The following is a 23,774-nucleotide window of genomic DNA, read 5'->3' as shown; positions in this document are numbered from 1 at the left end:
GTTGTCATGGTTGAGCTGAATCAAGTCTGTTATCGCACCTTTCATCTGCCTGAGTCCTGGACACTTAAGGCCTATGAAAGCATTGGCGGCTACACAGCATGGCGGAAAATTCTAAAGGAAAAAACACCGCCACAGCAGATCATTGAGGAACTGAAAATTTCTGCTTTGCGTGGTCGAGGCGGGGCGGGCTTTCCCACTGGTCTGAAATGGAGTTTTATGAATCGCAATGCCCCTGGGCAAAAATATGTCGTCTGCAATTCAGATGAAGGTGAGCCAGGGACCTGCAAGGATCGGGAAATTTTAACTTTAAATCCGCATCAGCTTATTGAAGGAATGGCGATTGCTGGTTACGTCATGGGAGCAACCGTGGGATACAACTACATTCGCGGTGAGTTCTGGCACCCCTTCCAACGAACAGAAGCTGCAATACAGGAAGCATACAAGGCGGGACTGTTAGGAAAGAATATTTTAAATTCCGGAGTCGATTTTGATTTATATAATCATTTAGGTGCCGGTGCTTATATATGTGGAGAGGAGACAGCTTTATTGAATTCTCTCGAAGGCAAAAAAGGCATGCCACGTTTTAAACCACCATTCCCAGCCAATTACGGGCTGTATGGTAAGCCCACTACCATTAACAATACGGAAACATTTGCTTCTGTTCCTGTCATCATGGAAAAAGGCGGCAAATGGTTTCTTGAGCTTGGCAAACCGAATAATGGCGGTGCAAAATGCTTCAGTGTAAGTGGTCATGTCAATAAACCAGGTAATTTTGAAATTCCTATGGGTACGCCTTTTAAAGCCTTGTTGGAACTAGCCGGAGGCATGCTGGATGGTCGTAGGTTGAAAGCGGTCATTCCCGGCGGAACGTCTATGTGTGTTCTTCCAGGAGACCTAATGATGGAACTGGACATGGATTATGACAGCATTCAGAAGGCGGGTTCGGGGTTAGGCTCGGGTGCGGTTATCATCATGGATGAAACCACATGTATGGTCAACGCCCTTTGTCGCATTTCAGAATTTTATATGGATGAATCCTGTGGACAATGTACACCTTGTCGTGAAGGAACCGGCTGGATGGTCCGACTGCTTCATCGTATTAAGGAGGGACAGGCGGAGCCTGGTGATATAGAAAAGCTGGTCAATGTCGCAGACAATATTGAAGGAAGAACGATATGTGCCCTCGGCGAAGCTGCTGCATGGCCTGTACAAAGCTTCGTCAAACATTTTTATCATGAATTTGAATATTTCGTTAAGCATAAACGCTCGATCGTCGCAGCATAATTGAGAAGGTTTAAACAATGGCCACCATTGAAATAGACGGTAAAACACTAGAAGCAGAAAACGGCAAAATGATCATAGAAGTTGCCGATGATGCCGGTATACACATACCCCGCTTTTGTTATCACAAAAAATTGTCGGTTGCTGCTAACTGTCGTATGTGTCTGGTTGAAGTTGAAAACGGACGAAAGCCTGTTCCGGCTTGTGCAACACCTATCACTAATGGCATGAAGGTATTTACAAAATCTGAAGAAGCCATTCGTTCCCAACGTGCAGTCATGGAGTTTCTGCTGATTAATCATCCATTGGACTGCCCAATCTGCGATCAAGGTGGGGAATGTGAATTACAAGATATTTCCATGGGCTTTGGCCATGATGCTTCCGAATATGAAGAAAGCAAGCGAGCAGTAGTAGATGATGATCTGGGTCCACTTATCTCTACGGAGATGACAAGGTGTATTCATTGCACACGCTGCGTGCGTTTTGGTCAAGAGGTTGCCGGGTTACGTGAACTCGGTGCCACTGGCCGCGGTGAGGAGATGCAAATCGGGACTTATGTTAAGCACAGTATCACATCTGAAGTGTCAGGAAATGTGATTGATCTTTGCCCTGTGGGGGCTTTGACGTCAAAACCTTATCGTTTTACTGCCCGTGCCTGGGAAATGACTCAGCATGATGGTGTTGCTCCACACGATTGTTTAGGTTCAAACATACATCTTCATGTCAGAAGAAATCATTTAATGCGTGTTGTTCCCAGAGAAAATGAAAGCATTAATGAAACCTGGTTATCAGATAGAGACCGATTCAGTTATTTAGGTATAAACAGTGGTGCGCGAGCACTTCAGCCTAAAATCAAGCGAAACGGCCAATGGGAAACTGTAGACTGGCCAACAGCCTTAAAATTTACGGCTGAGGGAATTGCAAGAATAACAAAGCAGCATGGCGCTGAACAAATGGCGGCTTTTGCTTCTCCTTCATCTTCCTTAGAAGAATTTTATTTATTGCAGAAATTAATGCGCTCACTTGGGGTAAATAATCTCGACCATCGTCTGCAACAAGTTGATTTCCGTGATCAATTTAACCAGCCTTTGACCCCAACAAGCAGCCTTATGTATGCAGAAATTGAACATCAGGATAGTGTTTTGTTGCTGGGTTGTAATATTGACCGCGAAATTCCACTGGCAGGTCTCAGAGTACGTAAAGCCTATCGAAATGGCGGTAAAATATATGCAATCAATTCCATTGATTATGATTATCATTTCGAACTAAGCGGCAAAGCGATTACTGCACCTCAGGAAATACCATTGCAGTTGGCTCGACTTGCTTTGGCTTTGACCGATGATATCAAGAAGCTTCCGGAATCTTTGCAAAGATTGCTGATTGGAATCAAAATTGACAAAACATCGGAAGAAATGGCCGCCGCCTTAAAAATGGATAAAGCAGTAATTGTAAGTGGCGCTATTTGTGAAAACCATCCGCAGGCTTCATTGATCAGAACACTCATTAGTTCCATCAGTCATTTAAGTGGAGCAAAAATTCTACGGTTTACTACAGGAGCAAACAGTGCTGGAGCCTGGTATGCTGGTATGCTTCCACACAGAACTGCAGCGGGAAAAGAAATCGCCGAGGCAGGGCTCGATATTCAAAGTGCTCTTGATGCCAGACTTAAAGGTTATTTTTTAATGGGACTTGAACCCGCCTATGACATTGCAAATCCTTGTAATGCCAGACAATCAATGTTAGCAGCGGAATTTGTTGTCATGCTGTCCGCTTTTGAAAATGAGTCGATGTATGATTACACTGACGTTATTTTGCCTATGGCCGCATTTGCCGAAACCTCTGGAACATATGTCAATGTAGATAAAGTCTGGCAAACAGCTAATGGGGCTTTGGCGCCTTGTGGGGAAGCACGGCCGGCGTGGAAAATTTTACGGGTCCTGGGAAATCTCTTGCATTGTCCTGAGTTTGAATATACATCAACAGCGGAAATATTATTGGAAGTGAAGACGAAGCTGGATATGGCATCTGAGCCTAAATATGAGCTTTATTATCCCGAAAGCCTGCCGGAAGTCACAGATAAATTGGTTCGAGTTGGAGAATGGCCATTGTATCGTTCTGATCAGGTGGTTCGACATGCTGAGGCATTGCAGAAATGTGCCGCATCTGAGACAGCTTGTATAAGAATTAACCCTGCGACGGCAAGTCGCTTGAAATTAGATGATGTTGCTACTGTATCTCAAGGAGATATTGAGATAACATTGCCGCTGAAACGAGATGAGCGAGTTGTGCCCGATGTAATATGGGTTGCCAACGCTTTGCCGGAAACGGTGGATTTGGGGCATTCATTTGCTGGAATAACCATTAAGCGCTAGACGGGTAAGAACATGCTGCAAGACATTGGCATACTAATATGGATTATCATTAAAATCATTGCTATCGTGATTCCATTATTGATCGGCGTCGCCTATTTGACTTTTGCGGAACGTAAGGTAATAGGTTATATTCAGACACGCATCGGACCTAATCGTGTGGGTGTGGCTGGTTTGCTACAGCCTTTTGCCGATCTTTTTAAACTGATAACCAAAGAAATTATTGTACCGACTCGTTCAAATAAATATCTTTTCGTGATTGCCCCACTGTTCGCTCTGGCCCCCTCTCTTGCAGGATGGGCTGTTATTCCTTTTCAGGAAGGCGTCGTGTTATCGAATATTAATGCTGGTGTGCTCTATGTTTTTGCTATGAGTTCATTGGGCGTTTACGGCGTGTTAATAGCCGGCTGGTCTTCCAATTCAAAATATGCCATGTTTGGCTCTCTTCGCAGTGCTGCCCAAACCGTGTCTTATGAAATCGCGATGGGTTTTGCTTTTGTAGGTGTCTTGCTTGCAGCGGGAAGCATGAATTTGACAGAGGTTGTTTTGTCACAGAAAGGAGGGATTTGGCACTGGTGGTTTTTGCCGCTTTTACCGCTTTTTATCGTATTTTGGATAGCAGGTGTGGCGGAAACGAATCGTGCTCCATTTGATATGGCGGAAGGTGAGTCTGAAATCGTCGCCGGTTTTCATGTTGAGTATTCAGGTATCGGTTTTGCCCTGTTTTTTCTTTCTGAATACGCGAGTATGATATTAATTTCAGCCATCATGTCCATTATGTTTTTAGGCGGGTGGCTCTCACCGGTTGAAGGCATTCCACTGCTGGAGGATATTTTCTTTTTTGTACCAGGCTTCATTTGGCTGCTGGCAAAAATCAGTTTTTTCCTGTTTGTTTATTTATGGATAAGGGCCACTTTTCCACGATACCGTTATGATCAGTTAATGCGACTCGGGTGGAAAGTACTTATTCCTGTGACCATAGTCTGGGTCGTTGTTACAGCCCTGATGGTGGTAGCACAAGTAAAACCCTGGTTTTGACGAATAGTCGAGAAATGAATGAAAAAATTATATCGATACATAAAGCATTATTTACGTAGCTTTACATTACTGGAATTGCTTTCTGGACTGAGTGTAACCGGCAAATATTTCTTTAAAAAGAAAACTACTGTTCAGTTTCCGGAAGAACAGACACCGATATCACCACGATTCAGAGGACTTCTTGCTTTGCGCCGCTATCCTAATGGTGAAGAACGTTGTATAGCTTGTAAATTGTGTGAGGCTGTTTGTCCTGCATTGGCAATTACCATTGAGTCTGAGCCGCGAGAAGATGGATCAAGACGCACTACCCGCTACGATATTGACATGTTTAAATGTATTAATTGCGGTCTTTGCGAAGAATCATGCCCGGTAGATTCCATTGTGGTAACTCCAGTCCATCATTACCATATTAGTGAACGCGGCCAGAATATAATGACTAAAGAAAAATTATTGGCTTTGGGCGATCTTATAGAGCCAAAATTGGCCGCCGATAGAAAAGCCGATGAAAAATACCGATAACGGGGTAAGTTATGAATGAGCTCTTGATCAATGCCGTATTTTATGTGTTTGCCGGGGTGACTGTTCTTTCAGCATTTATGGCCGTAACCCAAAACAATCCCGTTCGTTGTGTGTTGTTTCTTGTCCTTGCCTTTTTTGCCAGCTCCGTATTGTGGATATTAGCTGAAGCTGAATTCTTAGCCTTAATCCTGGTTCTGGTTTATGTTGGCGCCGTAATGACCCTGTTTTTATTTGTGGTCATGATGCTTAACATTGAAACAGAATCCGTTAAGCGTCATTTAATTCGTTATATGCCTTTTGGACTGATTGTGGTTGCTTTTTTGGCCGGATTACTTATGGTGGCTATCCCCTCAGATGCCTTTGAAGAAAAAGTGGAACAACAGCCGTCTCAACAGATAACACCTTCCGCAGAGATGGTTATGGACACGGCAGTAGGCATGGAAACGGTCAATAAAGAAAAAATTTCAAATACCGAGCAGCTTGGCTTGGTACTCTACACAGATTATGTGCTTGCCTTTGAATTGGCTGCCGTTATATTACTGGTTGCTATTATTTCTGCTATTACTCTTGCTCACCGCACAATATTGCGTTCAAAACGCCAGGATATTCTGAAGCAACTTATGACCAGGCCCGAGGACAGAATTGATTTAGTCAATCTGAAGCCAAAAGAATAATTGAGGAATTTTTTTAAATGATACCGATCAATCATTATCTAATTTTGGGAGCCATATTGTTTGGACTTGGGTTAGTAGGTATTATGCTCAACCGAAAAAACATCATATTGTTACTGGTATGCGCTGAGTTGATACTGTTGGCAGTCAATACAAATTTTATTGCTTTCTCTCATTACTACGGTGATAACGCGGGCGAAGTTTTTGTTTTCTTTATATTGACTGTGGCTGCTGCAGAAGCTGCCATTGGCTTGGCTATCGTGGTACTGTTATATAGAAATCGCGGTAACATTGATGTAGATAAAATGAATCATTTAAAAGGCTAATATCGTGAGTATATTTCAACTGAGTTTGATTATTGTGCTGACTCCTCTTGCAGGCTCTGTCATATCCGGCTTTTTGCGTAAGCAACTGGGGAAAGTCGGAGCACATAATATCACCATATTCGGCGTTGGTATTTCCTTGCTTTTGTCTGTTTATGTGGCTTATAGCATCCTGTCAGGAACCTCTGATCCTGTAAATACCGTCCTCTACACATGGGCTGACGGTGGTACATTGTTCCCCTTTGCTTTCCACATTGGCTTTTTGATTGATCCATTGAGTTCAATCATGATGGTGATCGTAACGTTTGTGTCTTTCCTTGTTCATATATACAGCATTGGTTATATGGCTGACGATGATGGCTATCAGCGTTTTTTCAGTTACATTTCCTTATTTACTTTTATGATGTTGATGCTGGTTACGGCAAATAATTTTCTTCAACTCTTTTTTGGCTGGGAAGGTGTTGGCCTGGTGTCTTATCTGCTGATTGGATTCTGGTATACCAAAGAATCGGCATTACAAGGCAGCCTTAAAGCATTTATTGTAAATCGTGTAGGTGATTTTGGTTTTGTCCTGGGTATTGCTTTGGTGTTTGCCTATACAGGTAGTCTTGATTATGAGACTGTATTCAGCAGTGCGAAATATTTGTCAAATGAAACCATTCAACTTTACCATGGTTATCACTGGTCCTTGTTGACTGTGATTTGTTTGCTGCTTTACGTAGGAGCCATGGGTAAATCGGCGCAAGTTCCTCTCCATGTTTGGTTGCCAGAGTCAATGGAAGGTCCTACACCTATTTCGGCCTTAATTCATGCTGCCACTATGGTAACGGCCGGTGTTTTTATGATCGCACGCATTTCACCCATGATTGAGTTTTCAACCACTGCATTGACCGTGGTATTGGTGATTGGGGCAACAGGCGCCTTGTTTACTGGGATCCTTGCTATAGTGATGAATGATATTAAGCGGGTGGTAGCTTATTCTACTCTATCGCAATTGGGTTATATGATGGTGGCTATGGGGGTTTCTGCCTACAGTGCAGGAATGTTTCATTTGCTGACACATGCCTGCTTTAAGGCTTTGCTCTTTCTCGCTGCCGGCTCTGTCATTATGGGGATGCATCATGAGCAGGACATGCGTAAGATGGGCGGGCTTTGGAACAAAATGCCGATCACTTATGTAACTTTCTTAATCGGTGGACTTGCGCTCTGTGCTATACCTCCTTTTGCTGGTTTTTACTCTAAAGATACCATCATTGAAGCGACCCATATTTCACAAATACCAGGCAGTGGATATGCTTATTTTTGTGTGGCTCTTGGTGCCATGGTCACGGCAATTTATACATTTAGGGCATTATTTATGACTTTCCATGGTGTGCCACGCATGGATAAGCACACGTATGATCATGTACAGGAATCACCTGCGGTAGTTTGGGGTCCCTTAGTGGCCCTCGCAATACCGTCGATCATTATTGGTTATATTCTTTATATGCCGATGCTATTTGACAAACCTACGTTATTGCAATCCTCATTATTTGTTTTGCCAGAGCATAATGTTCTCGGGGAATTATCTGAAGAAGTCGTATCGCCCTTTCGCTCAACGATAGACGCATTTACTTCTCCCACCTTCTGGCTGGTCATTGTAGGTATATTTCTGACATGGATTTCTTATATTGTGTTTCCCTCAATTCCTGATCGCATGGCCCGAAGTATTTCCTGGGTATATCGTATTTTATTGGATAAATATGGCTTTGATCGTTTTAATGATTTGGTCTTTGTTCGTGGGGCTCGAGCATGCGGAATGCTCTTCTACCGCTTAGGAGATCAAAAAATCATCGATGGACTGGCTGTTAATGGTAGTGGAAAATTGATTAGATGGTTTTCTGGCAGAGGAAGAACGGTACAAAGCGGTTATCTCTATCATTATGTGACGGTAATGGTTTTAGGTGTATTGGCTTTTCTGTCCTGGCTGATACTGGGCTGAAGATAAGGTGAGGATATGTACCATTTGCTCAATTTGTTAATTTGGTTACCGATACTTGGGGGAGTGTTTATCTTCCTCACAGGCGACGATAACAATCCCAACGTATCAAGGTATTTATCATTATTTACGGTGCTCCTGACCTTATTGTTGTGTATTCCTTTAGTCAGTGGCTTTGATGCCGATACTTTCAGCATGCAATATGTTGAGGAAATACCATGGATGCCCTCTCTAGGAATTAACTATAGTTTGGGTATTGATGGGCTATCCCTGCTGTTAATTGTACTAAGTGTTTTCACTAACCTTATCGTTATATTGGCGACCTGGGATAGCATTAAATTTCGTGTCGCACAGTACTTGGCCGCCTTTTTGATCATGCAAGGTTTGTTGGTGGGCGTTTTTTCTGCTATGGATGCGATTGTATTTTATATTTTTTGGGAAGCGACACTGATTCCAATGTATTTGATCATAGGTGTATGGGGCTCGGACAACCGTGTTTATGCTGCAATAAAATTCTTTTTATATACTTTTCTTGGTTCAGTGTTGATGCTGGTTTCTTTTTTATATATGGGCTATCTTGCCGGCTCATTTAAAATTGAAACTTTTTACGCTGTAAAACTAAGTATGACGGCGCAAACTTTAATTTTTATAGCCTTTTTTCTTGGGTTTGCCATTAAAATCCCCATGTTTCCTGTTCACACCTGGTTGCCAGATGCCCACACTGAAGCACCGGCAGGTGGGTCCATTGTGCTGGCTGCCGTTCTGCTTAAATTGGGAGCGTATGGGTTTATTCGCTTTGCTTTGCCCATTGTTCCTGACGCTTGCAGCCAATATGCCATAATTATTGTGGTTTTATCACTAATTGCCGTCGTTTATATTGGTCTTGTGGCTATTATTCAGCAAGACATGAAACGCCTGATTGCTTATTCTTCAATTTCACATATGGGATTTGTTACATTGGGTTGTTTTGCTATATATGCAATTGCCCATCAATCCGGTTTACGGAATGCAGGCTTGGTCTTAGAAGGGGCAATTGTGGTCATGATATCTCATGCTTTCGTATCCAGTGCAATGTTTGCAGGCGTAGGATATATTTATGACCGCATGCATTCGCGACAGATTAAGGATTTTGGAGGTGTCGTAAACACCATGCCTGTTTTTGCTTCTTTTCTGATGTTTTTTGCTATGGCTAATACAGGTCTACCTGGTACTTCAGGTTTTGTCGGCGAGTTTATGGTTATATTAGGCAGCATCAAAGCTGGTTTCTGGATTGCCTTTTGGGCAGCAACGACTTTGATTCTTGGCGCAGCTTATACCTTATGGCTTTATAAACGAGCTATTTTTGGTCCAATTAATAACAAAAAGGTAGCTGAACTTAAGGATATATCAGGATTTGAATTGAGTGCATACATTTTATTGGCTGCAATGGTGTTGCTCATGGGTGTTTATCCTAAGCCAATGCTACAGTATGTGCACCAAACCGTCAGCTATACGCTGGCTCAGGCAGATAAATCGAAATTATAGATTACAAGGTTGAAAGGTTGAATACATCATGACATCCATATTAGAAAATTTTCATATCGCGTTGCCAGAAATTATTATTCTTTCAACTGCTTGCCTGGCTCTATTAGGTGATTTATTTTTTCGTCAGCGCATCCAATCCATAGCATGGTACTGTGCATGTCTTGGATTGCTCATTTCCTCATTTTTTTGCTGGGCTTTTATTGGCGATTATAAACTGATAGCCTTTCATGGTCTTTTTGTAGGTGACGATATCGCCTATTTAATGAAGTTTTTTATCCTGGCGACCGCATTGCTCAGCTTTCTTTATTCAAGAATATATATAGTTGAAAGAAATATGCCTGCTGGGGATTACTATATTTTAGGTCTCTTTTCTACCTTAGGAATGTTAATTCTAGTTTCATCCCACTCTTTATTGACCGTCTATTTGGGACTTGAATTGTTATCATTGCCGATATATACAATGACTGCTATTAAACGCACAGACAGCGATGCCGCTGAAGCGGCAATGAAATATTTTATAATGGGTGCTATTGCCTCCGGGATGCTGCTATACGGTATGTCACTGATATATGGTGCTACAGGGAAACTTGACCTATTGGATATATCTCATGCCATTACAACAAATTGGGAAACGCAAAATGGAATGGTGTCCTTTGCCCTCGTGTTTATCGTCGCAGGCATTGGATTTAAGCTTGCGGCAATGCCATTTCATATGTGGGCACCTGATGTCTATCAGGGTGCCCCCACATCTGTTACTTTGTTTCTTAGTACCGCACCTAAAATTGCAGCCTTGGGCATGGCTTTCAGAGTATTGACATTTGGCTTAGGCAATATTGCTTTACAGTGGCAACAATTATTATTAGTCCTTGCCTTATTATCGACAGGTTTTGGCAATTTGTTGGCTATTTCTCAAACTAATATTAAACGACTTTTTGCTTATTCCGCCATTTCACATATTGGTTATACATTATTTGGTCTGGTTGCAGCCAGTGATGCGGGTTATGCAGCTTCTTTATACTATATTCTGATTTACTCTTTAATGTCTGCAGCTGCTTTTGGCTTGGTCGTTCTGATGTCAAGTCAGGGTATGGAAATAGAAAATATAAGTGATTTAAAAGGCTTAAATAAAAGAAATCCCTGGCTGGCATTTATGATGCTGATCATCATGTTTTCCATGGCTGGCGTACCACCGACCGTAGGGTTTTTTACTAAGTTGCTGGTATTAAAGGCCTTAGTGGACGTTCATTTGACCTGGGTTGCTACACTTGGTTTGATTTTTGCGGTAATAGGTGCTTTTTATTACTTGCGAATTGTAAAAGTAATGTATTTTGATGAACCAGAGATTAAAGAACCTGTTGTAATGTCAGGCTCATCTCAATGGATTTTTTCACTGAATTGTTTATCTCTGCTTTATTTTGGTATATTTCCCGGCGCACTAATCGCGGCTTGCATTAATGCATTTGCCAGTTAGTTATTGAGCTGGAGAGAATAAAAGAACCATCCATGATGGTCGCTGCAAGTTAAACTTCTGTCATTATTGGCTATAAACGGCAAAACTTTTATTAAATGGCTTGATATTTGCTGTATGCATGAGTATACTTCATTTCATTGATGCGGGGTGGAGCAGCCTGGTAGCTCGTCGGGCTCATAACCCGAAGGTCGTAGGTTCAAATCCTGCCCCCGCTACCAATTATAAAAACGAAAACCCCATTTATGGGGTTTTTTATTATGCTTAACTGGTAAAAGCGGGCAAATACGATATAAAAAACCCAAATTGTTTATAAAAGACTATGATTAAAGATAAATTAAAACAATTACTGGAACCTGTTATAGAAGATGCAGGTTATCAGTTATGGGGAATTGAATATTTAGCGCAGGGGAAACATTCGCTATTGCGAATTTATATTGATAAACCAGAAGGGATAGGTATTGATGATTGTGAACGCGTGAGTAAACAGGTTAGCTCACTTCTGGATGTTGAGGATCCAATATCTGGAAACTATAATTTGGAAGTTTCTTCACCAGGCATATCCAGGCCCTTGTTTTTTACATGGCAATACAAGAAATACATTGGGTCTGATGTTCAACTTAAATTGATCAAGCCATTAAAAAATAAAAGAAAAATAACCGGAACGATTGCTTCTGTATCTGATGACGCAGTGGTTCTGGAGATAGATCAGGAACAGCATGAAATTTTATTTTCCGCAATTGCGAAAGCAAATTTGACAGTCTAGAGAGGCAAGTGATGAGCAAAGAATTGTTATTGATTGCTGAGGCATTATCCAATGAAAGAGGTGTAAGCAAAGAAGTGGTATTAAATGCCATTCAATCTGCTTTGGAATCAGCAACACGTAAACTTTCTGGATTGGACATGGGAGTGAGGGTCAAATTGGATCCCCGCACCGGTGAATATGAAACATTTCGCTATTGGGATGTCGTTGAAGATGATTCGCTGGAGTCTCCCGATCGTGAAATGACTTTAGAACAAGCGAGGGAAAGAAACCCTTCCATCAACATCGGCGAACGCATTGAAGAGCCTGTTCCTTCAGTAGATTTTGGTCGTATTGAAGCTCAGACAGCCAGGCAGGTGATCATGCAAAAAGTGCGTGAAGCTGAACGTCAGTTGGTGATTGATCAATACCTTAAAAAGAAAGGTCAACTTGTTCATGGAACAGTAAAAAAAGTAACGCGCGATAATGTCATTATAGACTTAGGTAATAAAGCAGAAGCTTTTTTACCTCGTTCGGAAATGCTACCGCATGAAATGTTCAGGGCAAATGATCGAGTGCGTGCTTTATTGTATGATGTTGTCCAACAGGCCAGAGGGCCTCAGCTGTTTGTGAGTCGCACCTGCAATGAAATGCTGGTGGAGCTTTTCCGTATTGAAGTACCGGAAATTGGTGAGAATATTATTGAGGTCAAAGCTGCAGCCAGAGAGCCGGGCAGCAGAGCAAAAATTGCTGTTAAAACAAATGATGGACGAATTGATCCTGTTGGTGCTTGCGTAGGTATGCGAGGTGCACGAGTTCAAGCCGTATCCAGTGAGCTGGGTGGAGAGCGAGTTGATATCGTCTTATGGGATGATAATCCGGCTCAGTTAGTCATTAATGCTATGGCTCCTGCTGAAATTTCTTCCATTGTTGTAGATGAAGACACAAACACGATGGACTTAGCTGTCGAAAAAGAACAGCTATCACAAGCCATTGGACGAAATGGTCAAAACGTTAGACTGGCCAGTCAATTAACAGGTTGGACGTTGAATGTTATGACTATAGAGGAATTTGAAAATAAAAGTCAGGAAGAATCCAAAAAAATCATTCAACTATTTACTTCAACCTTGGACATTGATGAGGAAGTTGCTTCTTTATTGGTGGCAAATGGTTTTTCCTCTCTGGAAGAAGTAGCCTACGTGCCTAAGGAAGAGTTATTGGCTATTGAGGAATTTGATGAGGAAATCGTTGAGGAATTGCGAGATCGTGCTAATAATGCTCTATTGACAATGGCTCTTTCTTCTGGAAAGTCTGGTGAACCAGATGAGTCCTTGGTAAACATGGAAGGTATGACTGAAAGTTTGGCTCAAGAATTGGCCAGCAAGGGTATTATAACGATAGAAGATTTAGCAGAGCAATCCGTGGATGAGCTTTTGGATATTAAGGGCATGACGGAAGAAAAAGCAGGTACCCTGATCATGAAGGCAAGAGAGCCTTGGTTTAGCGAATAAAAAATAAGTTTTTATATCTTAAACCGATATTCCGTACCACGATATTAACAAAAAAAACACAGGTGCGGATGGTCGGCTTAATTATTTTTTATCCGAGATAATAACAAACTTTAGAGTCTGTTGACCTTTCCTTAGCTTGAGCTTTCAGGTAAAAGATAGTAGAAATGTCAACTGACCCTAATAAATCAAATACAAAGCGTGAATACGCTGTTTCATATATTGAATCGAATAAAATGCAGTTAATACTGCTGAAAGGGGAATTAAGATATGGCGGATGTGACGGTTAAACAATTAGCTCAAGTCGTTGGTATTCCGGTTGATCGCTTATTGAACCAGTTACAGGAAGCTGGATTGTCTTTTACCGATGATCAACAGACTGTGAATGAAGATCAGAAACGTATTTTACTCAATCATTTGAAAAGTAAATCCGTTAATGAGGAGCGAGCGACACCAGAGAGAATTACTATCAAACGCAAGAGTTTGTCGCAGGTGCCTATGGGGCATGACAAGCATGGTGGTAAAAAAATCAACATTGAAGTACGTAAGAAAAAAACCTATGTTAAACGAAGTGTGTTGGCAGAACCAACTGAGCCCGAAATTGAGAAAAAACCTCCTGTAGAGGAAGTGACTGCTGAGACCATGCCAGAGATGGCGACTCCGGAAAAAGAAGCGGAAATCAGCTTTCAACCCTCCGAAGAAATTACAAGAGAAACAGCTAAAGCGAGCGAAGAAGATATTCAACCTGCCGAAGCACCTGTAGAGTTGTCTGAGGAAGAAACAATAGCAGAGTCTGAAGAGCCTAAAGAATCAGAAAGTACGAAAGAGGAAGAAGCCATTTCAGCTGCGAAGGAAAAAGAGGAGTCTTTTTCAGAGCAAGATACTCTGATGGAAGCTGAGGAAAGGAAAACCAAGAATGAACATAAGGTGGAAAAGCACGGTAAAAAAAGACATGCTGAACATCAGGATAAAGTTGGTGAAAAGACTGAATTTAAAAAGGGTAAGAAAAAAGTAAAATATCAGCCTGATATTAATGATGAGGATGATGAGCGCTCATCACATCTGTACGGCAAGCGCGGTAAAGCCAAAAAAAGAAAAGTTATCGAGAAATCGGAGAAATATCGGGAAGCCGAGGAAGCATTAACACACGGTTTTGCTCTGCCTACTTCCCCCAAGGTCAGAGAGGTTTTAATTCCTGAAACCATTACGGTAGCAGAATTAGCTAAGCGTATGTCTGTAAAAGCCGCAGAAGTGATCAAAGCCATGATGAATCTTGGTGCTATGGCTACGATTAATCAGGTTATTGATCAGGATACAGCTGCCATTGTTGTAGAAGAAATGAAGCACAAGCCTAAACTTCTTAAAGAAGACTCATTGGAAGATTCATTGGATGAGCTTATCAGCAAGGGCAGCAAAAAGGAATCCAGGGCTCCTGTGGTTACAATTATGGGGCACGTAGATCATGGTAAAACCTCATTGTTGGATTATATTCGCCGTGCTAAGGTGGCAGCTGGCGAAGCTGGCGGCATTACCCAACATATTGGCGCTTATCATGTCAGTACGCCTAAAGGCGATGTCACCTTTTTAGATACTCCGGGACATGCCGCATTTACTGCCATGCGTTCTCGCGGTGCCCAAGCGACGGATATTGTTATTTTGATTGTAGCGGCTGATGATGGTGTTAAACCACAGACCATTGAGGCTATTCAGCATGCCAAAGCTGCAAAAGTTCCCATTATTGTAGCCATCAATAAAATGGATAAAGAGGATGCTGACCCTGACCGAGTAATGAATGAATTGTCTGCACATGAGGTTATTCCTGAGTCCTGGGGTGGGGAAAACATGTTTGTTAACATTTCCGCTAAAACCGGCAAAGGCATTGATGACCTTCTGGAAGCCATATTACTCCAGGCTGAGGTTCTGGAATTGACGGCGATGATGGATGGTGCAGCAAAAGGGGTCGTTATTGAATCGCGCCTTGACAAGGGACGCGGACCTGTCGCAACTGTCCTCGTTCAGAATGGAATACTTCATAAAGGAGATATTCTCCTTGCTGGCTTGCAGTATGGTCGAGTCAGGGCATTAATCGATGACAGTGGTGAATCCGTTGAAGCAGCCGGACCTTCAATACCTGTTGAAGTTCTAGGATTGTCTGCTGTTCCTCATGCCGGCGATGAAGCCATCGTTGTCCCTGATGAGAAAAGAGCTCGTGAAGTGGCTTTGTTTCGTCAAGGTAAATACCGTGACGTAAAACTTGCCAGGCGTCAAAAATCATCATTAGAAGGCATCTTTGAGAATATGGCAGCGGCTGAATCCAAAGTCCTGAATATTGTTCTCAAAGCCGATGTGCAAGGTTCAGTTGAAGCCATTACGGATGCTTTAATAAAACTCTCTACTGACGAAGTCAAGGTTGATATTATTTCCAGTGGTGTAGGTGGTATCACCGAGTCAGATGTTCATCTGGCTATGGCATCTCATGCCATTTTAGTCGGTTTTAATGTGCGTGCGGATACGGCAGCAAAACGTCTGGCTGAACAAGAGTCTGTCTCTTTACATTATTTCAGCGTCATCTATGATGTAGTGGATCAGATAAAAGCTGCGCTTTCTGGTATGCTGGCTCCTCAATTTAAGGAAGAAATTATAGGAATTGCCGAGGTACGCGATGTCTTTAGATCACCTAAGCTGGGTGCTATTGCCGGATGCATGGTCGTTGAGGGAGTAATTAAACGTAATAATCCCATTCGCGTATTGAGAAACAATGTGGTGATATATGAAGGGACTTTAGAATCATTGCGGCGCTTTAAAGATGATGTTCTGGAAGTGCGTCAGGGTATGGAGTGTGGGGTTGGCGTTAAGAATTATAATGACGTCAAGCCTGGTGATTTAATTGAAGTCTTTGAAACGATTGAAATAACACGTAATATATCATGAACCATTTTAAGCGAACTGATCGAGTAGCTGGTTTAATCCAACGAAAGCTGGCACAAATTATTCAACAAGAAGTGAAAGATCCGCGGTTATCCGGTTTTGTTACCGTTTCCGCTGTCAAAGTCTCCAGTGATCTTGGGCATGCAAAGGTGTATTTTACTGTTCTTAATGAAGACAAAGAACTGGCTACTTCGATTTTAAATTCTGCCGCAAGTTTCTTACGTACTGTACTGGCTCGTTCCATTAAATTAAGGACGGTGCCACAACTGCATTTTGTTTATGATGAGTCCATTGAATATGGAAAACGTTTAAGTCGTTTGATCGATGAGGCAAATGCACCTAATGACTCCAGTAATGAAGAAGATTAACGAGCAAAATTCTTTTAACGGGATTTTATTGGTTAATAAACCACAGGGAAAATCATCGAATGCGGTTTTGCAACAGGTTAAACGTCTCTTGGGTGCAAAAAAGGCTGGACATACCGGAAGCCTGGATCCTTTAGCGACGGGAATGCTGCCTATTTGTCTGGGAGAGGCCACTAAATTAAGTCAATATTTACTTGAATCGGATAAATGTTATCAAACAACGGGTCTTTTAGGCACTAAAACCGACTCTGCTGATGCCGCAGGAAAAATCATCAAAATGACTGAGAAATTTGTCATATCTAAAACGCAGATGTTGGCGGTTATCTCAGCTTTTCAAGGGGCAAGCCAGCAAATTCCCTCCATGTATTCCGCATTAAAGCATCAAGGCATACCTTTATATCGTTATGCCCGCCAAGGCATTGAGATCGAACGTAAACCAAGAGATATCATGATTCATGAGCTTCATTTAATGGATTTTGATGGTAAAACTTTTTCTCTTCTCGTTAAGTGCAGCAAGGGAACTTATATCCGTAACCTGGTGGAGGACATTGGAGAGCAATTGGAAGTTGGCGCACATGTCATATCGCTCCATCGACATTATACGAGCGGCTTCGAAGACCAGAAGATGTACACGCTTGATGAATTGAAAGACATGAGCCCTCAGGATATCAGGCAATTAATCTTGCCAATGGAAATGGCGGTTAGACATCTCCCCTCGATAGGTTTAAGCGCGCATGAGACCACTTCAATACGTCAAGGGAAAATATTGCATCAGCAAGGACGACACGAAAATATTAAAGGAACTGTTCGCCTTTATAATGATGAAAAATTTATCGGCTTAGGTGAGAAATCAAAAGAAACATTAAAAGCCAAACGATTATTTGTCGAAGAGGTTTAAAAGCAAACTCTGGGCCCGAGCACTTGCTTATGGACAAATAATTTGTATAGGACTTGTTTCATTTGATCTGAGTTGGTAAAATACCCCTTTTTGAAGACCCCTTAGCATATTTCAGGAGTACATATGTCGCTAAATAGCGAGCAAAAACAAGAAATCGTTAAAGAATTTCAACGGGCAGATAATGACACCGGCTCTCCGGAAGTTCAAATTTCATTAATGACAAATCGAATTAAGTATTTAACCGAACATTTTAAAGAACATAAAAAGGATTTTCATTCAAGACGTGGACTGCAGCAATTAGTGAACAAGCGTCGTAAGTTATTAAAATACATCAAGCGCAAAAACGAATCCCAATATCAGACACTCATTAAAAAATTGGGTTTGAGAGATTCCTATTGAGTTTAGCACGTCTTTTAATGAGACATCAGACAAAAGCAGAATATCAAAGTTAAAGGCGCAGATTTCTGCGCCTTTTTTTCATCTATTATCAGGGTGAGGTTAACAATGGCCAAAACAATAAAAGAAATTGCATTTGGAGAGCACCGTTTGGTTCTCGAAACTGGCGAAATTGCTCGTCAGGCAGATGGAGCAGTTATCGCTTCAATGAATGGTACGCAGGTTTTAGTTACCGTTGTAGGTAAAAAGGAAGTTGATCAAAACAGTGATTTTTTCCCCCTTACTGTCAATTACCAGGAAAAATTTTATGCTGCAGGTAAAATTCCTGGCGGCTTCAACAAGCGAGAAGGTCGCCCTAGTGAACATGAGACTTTAGTCTCTCGCTTAATTGACAGACCAATACGCCCCTTGTTTCCCAAAGGTTTTCATAATGAAGTTCAAATTGTAGCTACTGTATTATCGTTTAATCCCGAAGTGTCCGCGGATATTGTGGCCATGATTGGTGCTTCTGCAGCCTTGGCGATTTCAGGTCTTCCTTTTCAAGGACCGATTGGTGCAGCACGCGTTGGTTACAAAAATGGCATCTACATGTTGAATCCTGGCACAAAGGCGCTTGAAGATTCACAACTTAATTTGGTTGTAGCCGGCACAAAAGAGGCTATTTTAATGGTTGAATCTGAGGCTCTTGAATTAAGCGAAGATGTTATGCGAGGCGCTATTATTTATGGTCATGAAATGATGAAAAATGTCATTAAGGCCATAGAGGAGTTGGCAAAAGATACAGGAAAACCGGCATGGGACTGGCAGCCTTTTGAAATGGATTCGCAATTGGAAGCCCGGATTTCCGAGCTTACTTCAGAAGCGCTGGCCGAAGCCTACCAGATCAGGGATAAACAACAGCGGTATGAACGACTAAACGAAATACGTCGTAACATCATCGACACGTTAGTTCAGGAAAATGAAGATTTAAACCCTGATGTGATCCTCGACATCATCGCCTCACTTGAAAAACGTATCGTTCGCCAGCGAATACTTGATGGTGAGCCAAGAATAGATGGTCGCGATAAAAAAACCGTACGTCCAATTGCTATTCGTACCCGTCTGCTTGAACGTGCTCATGGTTCGGTCTTGTTTACAAGAGGTGAGACACAGGCGATTGTTGCAGCAACCCTTGGAAATGAACGAGATGCACAACTCCTTGATAATTTAGAAGGAGAAAATAAAGAACGCTTCATGTTGCATTATAATTTCCCTCCTTATTGCGTGGGTGAGACAGGCATGGTAGGTTCGCCAAAACGACGTGAAATAGGTCACGGACGTCTGGCCAAGCGGGCAATGGCGGGAGTTATGCCCTCGTCGGATAAATTTCCTTATGTACTGCGTGTGGTATCAGAAATAACAGAATCTAATGGTTCCAGTTCAATGGCTACGGTTTGTGGTACCAGTCTTGCCTTAATGGATGCTGGTGTTCCTATAAAAGCACCGGTTGCTGGCGTCGCTATGGGATTGATCAAGGAAGGTGAGCGATTTGCTATATTAACGGATATTCTCGGTGATGAAGATCATTTGGGAGATATGGATTTTAAAGTTGCTGGTACGGAAAAAGGCGTTACAGCCCTGCAAATGGATATAAAAATCACAGGCATTACGGAAGACATCATGAAACAGGCACTTGAGCAGGCTTTGGAAGGACGCTTGCATATTTTAGAAGTCATGAATAATGCCTTGCCGGAACACAGAGAAGAATTATCAAAGCATGCGCCCAGAATTACAACAATGAAAGTCTCTGAAGATAAAGTCCGTACGATCATTGGCAAAGGCGGGGCGACAATTAAAGGACTGATTGAAAGCACGGGTGTGTCTATTGATATCGATGATAGTGGCATCGTACAGTTGTTTTCTCCAGATGCGGAAGCCTTGGAAGAAGCGCAAAAGCAAATCAAAGCGTTGGTTGCTGAAGTAGAAGTCGGACAGACCTATCGTGGAAAGATTACAAAAATCGTTGATTTTGGTGCTTTTGTTAATTTATTGCCAGGTAAAGATGGCTTGCTTCATATTTCTCAAATTTGTGCAGATCGTTCACAAAAGGTTGATTCGGTGTTAAGCGAAGGCCAGGAAATCGAAGTGTACGTCGCCGGAGTGGATAAGCAGGGACGAGTCAAATTGGAGTGGAAAGATAAACCACAATCCGCGACAAAAACTGAAGTTGAAAAAGAAGAACAGCATAATGAATCAACAATTCAGACTTCCGATGATTTGGATGGATAATTCTTATTAAATCACGAAGCAGCTTCGTCTTTTTACATTCTTGGACGCATTTTATTCAAGTGCCTGTTTACTTCACGTAAACTTGCACTTTAACCCCCCAAAAAAATGCGCTCAAGTCTGCCAAAATGTTGTGCTGCAAGGTGACTCATCATCTGCTTCAAGATGCAATGTTTAGACCGTGTGTCATAAGACTGATTGGCTGCAAAGGCTGACTGATATTTGCTTAAACTTCGAAAACCTCGGTACAATACAGCTTAACGAATTAAATTTAAAAACTCACTTCGGCTGGGGGGATTATTTTTCATTTCTCCTAACATCACAGAAGTCGTCATGATTGAATTTTGTTTTTCCACACCGCGCATCATCATACATAGATGTTTGGCTTCAATGACGACAGCGACCCCTCGTGCACCGGTGATGGATTCAATGCATTCGGCTATTTCCGCCGTAAGTCGTTCCTGAATCTGTAGACGACGCGCAAAATAGTCTACAATGCGTGCTAGTTTTGACAGACCTATGACTTTTCCATTTGGCAAATAACCAATGTGACATTTGCCTAAAAACGGTAATAAGTGATGCTCGCACATAGAATACATTTCAATATCTTTGACAATCACCATCTCACTCATGTCGGATTCAAACAAGGCGTTGTTGATGATTTCCTTGAGACTTTCGGAATAACCCTTGGTTAAATATTTCAATGCATTAGCAGCGCGCTCAGGTGTATCACGTAAACCTTCACGAGCAGGATCCTCACCTATTTCCTCAATAATTTTTCTATAATACTCTTGCATATCTGGCTTTTTCCTAGCCAGGAGGCCAAGTCATCTGACGGCCTCCCAGTAAATGTAAGTGAATATGGTAAACTTCCTGTCCGCCACCTGAATTCACGTTAAACACCAATCGATACCCTTTATCACTAAATCCCAATTCTCTGGCTGCTTTTTTAGCCGTCAAAATCATTCGACCCAAAAGTTGTTCATGCTTACTGTCTGTATCATTGATTGTCTCAATATGTTGTTTGGGGATAATCAGCAAGTGGGTTGGGGCTTGAGGTTTAATATCGTGAAAAACCACCAGTTCAGCGTCTTCAAACACTTTTTCTGCCTCTACATCACCTGAAGCAATTTTGCAAAACAAACAATTCATGATCATCCTGATTCCTTTTAAACATATTTCATTATACCTTTTGTGAGCAGGAATGTCAGCTTCTGAAAGGCTTAAATGGTTATAGATTACTCATTTCAAACCTTTGTTCGCCATGGATGTCGAGTGAGAATGACAGGAAGTTTTGGTGCTTTAAAATGAGCAGAGTTTAATCGTATCCTTGCCAAAATCCATTTTTTGCCTTTTAGAATAAAATTGATCATAATACCGCCTTTCTTTTATTAAAGAGGATAATATGAGCTTAATGAAGATCAGCACCGGACGAGATGTGCCTAGTGAATTTAATGTGATTATTGAAATACCGATGAACGGCGCACCGGTTAAGTATGAAGTGGATAAAGAAAGCGGCGCGTTGTTTGTCGATCGTTTTATGGCAACGGCCATGTTTTATCCGGTAAATTATGGCTATATTCCTAACACTTTAGCTGAAGACGGTGATCCGGTGGATGTGCTTGTCATTACTCCAGTCCCTTTAAACAGTGGTGTGGTGATTCCCTGTCGTACGGTAGGAATGCTGAAAATGACCGATGAAGCCGGAGCTGATGCCAAACTTCTAGCCGTTCCAATTGATAAGCTTTCCAAATCCTATCAGTCCATTGAAACCTATAAAGACGTCTCTCAACATCTGTTATTGTCTTTGGAGCATTTTTTTAAACACTATAAAGACTTGGAAGAAGGCAAATGGGTGAGAGTTGATGGCTGGGAAGGACCTGAAGCGGCAAAGCTGGAAATTATTTCCAGTGTTGAACGTTATCAAAAACAACATGCAAGCTCATAACCTTTTTATTTTTTGATGTCCGTAAAATAATGAACAAAGAGATCTTAAGATCTCTTTGTTCAACTGGACTTTTCTATTACATGATCACTTCTTTTTGATGGTTATTACTTGCTTCGTTAGCTATTGAAACTTCTTTTGAGTAACCATATACGCTGCTTGAAATTTCTTTTAAAAGCGTGAGAAGTCTAACATGCAATTCTTAATAAAATAGAATTGCTCAAAATGGCAAAAAAACACCTCTGCTTTGTGTTTGAATTAACCTCCTGTTTTTTCTGACATGCACAATCAAAGTTGTAATCTCACATATTTTTAGCAAAATGATAAAAAATTGACAAAATCATGATTGAATGGTTAATATTTTCTTAAGGAAGCTGTGTTATCTTGTAGAGAATGTAAGGTTGATGAGGAGCAAAAAATGAGTAGTACGAATCAAATGCTGAGTGCTATGTCTGCTTTGTCTCGATCTGACTCATCCAGGTCTTTATCTGAAAAAGGGAAAAACACAGAGGCAGTGAATGAGGAAGCTCCACAATTAAAACACCAGCCTCCTGAAATGAAGAATGTGCTTGAGAATTGCCTCACCATGGAAGGAAAAGAATTTACACCCATGGATTGAATTTTAAATCTTCTTTGCTATCTTATCTTGCATAATGGTCGTTGCTCGATATACTTTTATTATATAATCCGTAAAAAAATAAATAGTAATTGAGGTGGCAATGGCTGATACATTTGAACAAACTACCCATTGGCGCGACTCAGCTCGCAGTGCCCGTTTTTTTATGGTTGATGCCCGGGCTGCTTTTCCCATTTTCATTTTTTTAATGCATATTCGTATCTGGACGGCTCTTTTGGTCTTGGTTTCTGCTGTTATTTTTGGCATCATTGAGCATTATGGGTTTACCGTTCCCGTATTTTTACGTTGGATACGCAGTTTTCTGGGTGGCCGTCTTAAATCATCCCAACCTTGGTGGCGACAATGAGTAATGATATTCAAAAAAGCATGGCGCTTATATCGGCTGCTTTAAACGCCAAGTTTTATTTAAATGATCGCTTTGTCAGCTACGAAGAAGTTTTCTCGGATACGGGTTTATTACCTGCCATTACAAAACGTGCTGATCAGTTGTGTTCTTTATGCTTGGGCTATGGCTTGGGGGCAACTTTTGATGAAGCGGAGGACGCCTTGTTGGGCACACGAGTAGTTTTTGATGATGTGACTCCAAATGTCTTGCGTCTTTTATGTTTTACAGATGTCATCAATGAACTAATACAGGGCGGACCGAGTCGAGATTATACCCCCCTGGATGAGTTGATGTATGATTAAGGACTGCTGAAATATTATCTGTCTCAATCTTCTAAAAAATACTGTGCTGCGTAACATGAGCTAATCATACATACTGTACTTCGATAAAAATTAACAGAGCCGTCACAGCACAGAAGCTAGTACCTCATCCTGTAAATATTCTGATCGCTATCCAATGCTATTGGTGCCTCAACTGCGTTGCTCGTTAATTGAATATGCTCAATATTCGCCTTCCTCGCGCCTTGTCATTGTC

Annotated in this window: 21 protein-coding genes, 1 tRNA gene and 2 pseudogenes; 22 read left to right on the top strand and 2 right to left on the bottom strand. The window is 41.6% G+C overall.

Annotation, left to right across the window (positions count from 1 at the left end):
* Positions 1 to 6 precede the first annotated feature (6 nt).
* From nuoF to pnp, 18 genes and pseudogenes are all read left to right on the top strand, one after another.
* Positions 7 to 1,284: an NADH-quinone oxidoreductase subunit NuoF gene (gene nuoF / locus E4T55_RS05780; protein ID WP_058501258.1), complete on the top strand. Its 1,278-nt coding sequence runs from the start codon at positions 7 to 9 to the stop codon at positions 1,282 to 1,284.
* Positions 1,285 to 1,301: 17 nt separating this feature from the next.
* Positions 1,302 to 3,653, top strand: coding sequence for an NADH-quinone oxidoreductase subunit NuoG (gene nuoG, locus E4T55_RS05775; RefSeq protein ID WP_058501257.1), 2,352 nt, complete (start codon positions 1,302 to 1,304; stop codon positions 3,651 to 3,653).
* Positions 3,654 to 3,665: 12 nt separating this feature from the next.
* Complete coding sequence (gene nuoH, locus E4T55_RS05770) at positions 3,666 to 4,688, top strand: NADH-quinone oxidoreductase subunit NuoH (RefSeq protein WP_058501256.1); 1,023 nt, start codon at positions 3,666 to 3,668, stop codon at positions 4,686 to 4,688.
* Positions 4,689 to 4,706: 18 nt separating this feature from the next.
* Positions 4,707 to 5,207: an NADH-quinone oxidoreductase subunit NuoI gene (gene nuoI, locus E4T55_RS05765; protein WP_058501255.1), complete on the top strand. Its 501-nt coding sequence runs from the start codon at positions 4,707 to 4,709 to the stop codon at positions 5,205 to 5,207.
* An 11-nt stretch (positions 5,208 to 5,218) separates the two neighbouring features.
* A complete protein-coding gene (locus E4T55_RS05760) occupies positions 5,219 to 5,881 on the top strand; it encodes an NADH-quinone oxidoreductase subunit J (RefSeq protein WP_058501254.1) in 663 nt (220 codons plus the stop codon).
* A 17-nt stretch (positions 5,882 to 5,898) separates the two neighbouring features.
* Entirely contained in the window at positions 5,899 to 6,204 is a 306-nt protein-coding gene (gene nuoK / locus E4T55_RS05755; RefSeq protein WP_058501253.1) for an NADH-quinone oxidoreductase subunit NuoK, read from the top strand.
* Positions 6,205 to 6,208: 4 nt separating this feature from the next.
* Positions 6,209 to 8,182 carry an NADH-quinone oxidoreductase subunit L gene (gene nuoL, locus E4T55_RS05750; protein WP_058501252.1) on the top strand — a complete coding sequence of 658 codons (1,974 nt, stop codon included), beginning with the start codon at positions 6,209 to 6,211 and terminating at the stop codon, positions 8,180 to 8,182.
* A 15-nt stretch (positions 8,183 to 8,197) separates the two neighbouring features.
* Positions 8,198 to 9,703: a complex I subunit 4 family protein gene (locus E4T55_RS05745; RefSeq protein WP_058501251.1), complete on the top strand. Its 1,506-nt coding sequence runs from the start codon at positions 8,198 to 8,200 to the stop codon at positions 9,701 to 9,703.
* A gap of 28 nt (positions 9,704 to 9,731) precedes the next feature.
* On the top strand, positions 9,732 to 11,174 hold the full coding sequence (gene nuoN, locus E4T55_RS05740) for an NADH-quinone oxidoreductase subunit NuoN (protein ID WP_058501250.1): 1,443 nt from the start codon (positions 9,732 to 9,734) through the stop codon (positions 11,172 to 11,174).
* 141 nt (positions 11,175 to 11,315) lie between these two features.
* A tRNA-Met gene (locus E4T55_RS05735) sits at positions 11,316 to 11,392 on the top strand.
* A gap of 101 nt (positions 11,393 to 11,493) precedes the next feature.
* The gene (rimP, locus tag E4T55_RS05730) at positions 11,494 to 11,937 is read left to right on the top strand and encodes a ribosome maturation factor RimP (protein WP_058501249.1); all 444 of its coding nucleotides are present in this window, start codon (positions 11,494 to 11,496) and stop codon (positions 11,935 to 11,937) included.
* A gap of 11 nt (positions 11,938 to 11,948) precedes the next feature.
* Positions 11,949 to 13,424 (top strand): transcription termination factor NusA, encoded by a 1,476-nt coding sequence (gene nusA / locus E4T55_RS05725; protein ID WP_058501248.1) that lies wholly within the window; start codon positions 11,949 to 11,951, stop codon positions 13,422 to 13,424.
* A 267-nt stretch (positions 13,425 to 13,691) separates the two neighbouring features.
* Positions 13,692 to 14,052, top strand: a pseudogene (locus tag E4T55_RS15605) (translation initiation factor IF-2 associated domain-containing protein); the annotation flags it as partial.
* A 281-nt stretch (positions 14,053 to 14,333) separates the two neighbouring features.
* A pseudogene (gene infB / locus E4T55_RS05720) lies at positions 14,334 to 16,352 on the top strand (translation initiation factor IF-2); the annotation flags it as partial.
* The gene (gene rbfA / locus E4T55_RS05715) at positions 16,346 to 16,717 is read left to right on the top strand and encodes a 30S ribosome-binding factor RbfA (RefSeq protein WP_115325370.1); all 372 of its coding nucleotides are present in this window, start codon (positions 16,346 to 16,348) and stop codon (positions 16,715 to 16,717) included. The pseudogene infB and the gene rbfA, both read left to right, overlap by 7 nt.
* Entirely contained in the window at positions 16,704 to 17,612 is a 909-nt protein-coding gene (gene truB, locus E4T55_RS05710; RefSeq protein ID WP_058501245.1) for a tRNA pseudouridine(55) synthase TruB, read from the top strand. The genes rbfA and truB overlap by 14 nt, the downstream gene beginning before the upstream one ends.
* Positions 17,613 to 17,735: 123 nt before the next feature.
* Positions 17,736 to 18,011: a 30S ribosomal protein S15 gene (gene rpsO / locus E4T55_RS05705; protein WP_058501244.1), complete on the top strand. Its 276-nt coding sequence runs from the start codon at positions 17,736 to 17,738 to the stop codon at positions 18,009 to 18,011.
* Between the two features lie 105 nt (positions 18,012 to 18,116).
* The gene (gene pnp, locus E4T55_RS05700; protein ID WP_058501243.1) at positions 18,117 to 20,276 is read left to right on the top strand and encodes a polyribonucleotide nucleotidyltransferase; all 2,160 of its coding nucleotides are present in this window, start codon (positions 18,117 to 18,119) and stop codon (positions 20,274 to 20,276) included.
* A gap of 254 nt (positions 20,277 to 20,530) precedes the next feature.
* On the opposite strand, the gene folE is transcribed toward pnp, so the two are convergent.
* Both folE and E4T55_RS05690 read right to left on the bottom strand, forming a co-directional pair.
* Entirely contained in the window at positions 20,531 to 21,070 is a 540-nt protein-coding gene (folE, locus tag E4T55_RS05695) for a GTP cyclohydrolase I FolE (RefSeq protein ID WP_058501242.1), read from the bottom strand.
* Positions 21,071 to 21,083: 13 nt separating this feature from the next.
* On the bottom strand, positions 21,084 to 21,425 hold the full coding sequence (locus E4T55_RS05690) for a histidine triad nucleotide-binding protein (RefSeq protein ID WP_058501279.1): 342 nt from the start codon (positions 21,423 to 21,425) through the stop codon (positions 21,084 to 21,086).
* A gap of 253 nt (positions 21,426 to 21,678) precedes the next feature.
* Here E4T55_RS05690 and ppa point away from each other — a divergent pair, with 253 nt between their 5' ends.
* The 4 genes from ppa to E4T55_RS05670 all read left to right on the top strand — a co-directional run bounded on the left by ppa (position 21,679) and on the right by E4T55_RS05670 (position 23,542).
* Positions 21,679 to 22,221, top strand: a complete 543-nt coding sequence (ppa, locus tag E4T55_RS05685; RefSeq protein ID WP_058501241.1) for an inorganic diphosphatase — start codon at positions 21,679 to 21,681, stop codon at positions 22,219 to 22,221.
* 415 nt (positions 22,222 to 22,636) lie between these two features.
* The gene (locus E4T55_RS05680) at positions 22,637 to 22,837 is read left to right on the top strand and encodes a hypothetical protein (RefSeq protein WP_058501240.1); all 201 of its coding nucleotides are present in this window, start codon (positions 22,637 to 22,639) and stop codon (positions 22,835 to 22,837) included.
* A 100-nt stretch (positions 22,838 to 22,937) separates the two neighbouring features.
* Positions 22,938 to 23,201 (top strand): IcmT/TraK family protein, encoded by a 264-nt coding sequence (gene icmT / locus E4T55_RS05675; protein ID WP_058501239.1) that lies wholly within the window; start codon positions 22,938 to 22,940, stop codon positions 23,199 to 23,201.
* Entirely contained in the window at positions 23,198 to 23,542 is a 345-nt protein-coding gene (locus E4T55_RS05670; RefSeq protein ID WP_058501238.1) for a type IV secretion IcmS family protein, read from the top strand. The genes icmT and E4T55_RS05670 overlap by 4 nt, the downstream gene beginning before the upstream one ends.
* The last annotated feature ends 232 nt before the right edge of the window (positions 23,543 to 23,774 follow it).

Origin of the sequence: Legionella israelensis, assembly GCF_004571175.1 — a bacterium.
GTDB classification, from domain to species: Bacteria; Pseudomonadota; Gammaproteobacteria; order Legionellales; family Legionellaceae; genus Legionella_D; species Legionella_D israelensis.
Note: the sequence above shows the minus strand (reverse complement) of the source record. Positions and strands in the feature narration are given on the sequence as shown.

Excerpts from the sequence above, each read along its gene's own strand:
- nusA (WP_058501248.1), top strand. The coding sequence starts at position 11,949 with ATGAGCAAAGAATTGTTATTGATTGCTGAGGCATTATCCAATGAAAGA.
- icmT (WP_058501239.1), top strand. The coding sequence starts at position 22,938 with ATGGCTGATACATTTGAACAAACTACCCATTGGCGCGACTCAGCTCGC.
- nuoN (WP_058501250.1), top strand. The coding sequence starts at position 9,732 with ATGACATCCATATTAGAAAATTTTCATATCGCGTTGCCAGAAATTATT.
- E4T55_RS05690 (WP_058501279.1), bottom strand. The coding sequence starts at position 21,425 with ATGAATTGTTTGTTTTGCAAAATTGCTTCAGGTGATGTAGAGGCAGAA.
- nuoK (WP_058501253.1), top strand. The coding sequence starts at position 5,899 with ATGATACCGATCAATCATTATCTAATTTTGGGAGCCATATTGTTTGGA.
- ppa (WP_058501241.1), top strand. The coding sequence starts at position 21,679 with ATGAGCTTAATGAAGATCAGCACCGGACGAGATGTGCCTAGTGAATTT.
- nuoH (WP_058501256.1), top strand. The coding sequence starts at position 3,666 with ATGCTGCAAGACATTGGCATACTAATATGGATTATCATTAAAATCATT.
- rpsO (WP_058501244.1), top strand. The coding sequence starts at position 17,736 with ATGTCGCTAAATAGCGAGCAAAAACAAGAAATCGTTAAAGAATTTCAA.
- E4T55_RS05760 (WP_058501254.1), top strand. The coding sequence starts at position 5,219 with ATGAATGAGCTCTTGATCAATGCCGTATTTTATGTGTTTGCCGGGGTG.
- truB (WP_058501245.1), top strand. The coding sequence starts at position 16,704 with ATGAAGAAGATTAACGAGCAAAATTCTTTTAACGGGATTTTATTGGTT.
- E4T55_RS05680 (WP_058501240.1), top strand. The coding sequence starts at position 22,637 with ATGAGTAGTACGAATCAAATGCTGAGTGCTATGTCTGCTTTGTCTCGA.
- folE (WP_058501242.1), bottom strand. The coding sequence starts at position 21,070 with ATGCAAGAGTATTATAGAAAAATTATTGAGGAAATAGGTGAGGATCCT.
- pnp (WP_058501243.1), top strand. The coding sequence starts at position 18,117 with ATGGCCAAAACAATAAAAGAAATTGCATTTGGAGAGCACCGTTTGGTT.
- nuoG (WP_058501257.1), top strand. The coding sequence starts at position 1,302 with ATGGCCACCATTGAAATAGACGGTAAAACACTAGAAGCAGAAAACGGC.
- rimP (WP_058501249.1), top strand. The coding sequence starts at position 11,494 with ATGATTAAAGATAAATTAAAACAATTACTGGAACCTGTTATAGAAGAT.
- nuoI (WP_058501255.1), top strand. The coding sequence starts at position 4,707 with ATGAAAAAATTATATCGATACATAAAGCATTATTTACGTAGCTTTACA.
- E4T55_RS05745 (WP_058501251.1), top strand. The coding sequence starts at position 8,198 with ATGTACCATTTGCTCAATTTGTTAATTTGGTTACCGATACTTGGGGGA.
- nuoF (WP_058501258.1), top strand. The coding sequence starts at position 7 with ATGGTTGAGCTGAATCAAGTCTGTTATCGCACCTTTCATCTGCCTGAG.
- E4T55_RS05670 (WP_058501238.1), top strand. The coding sequence starts at position 23,198 with ATGAGTAATGATATTCAAAAAAGCATGGCGCTTATATCGGCTGCTTTA.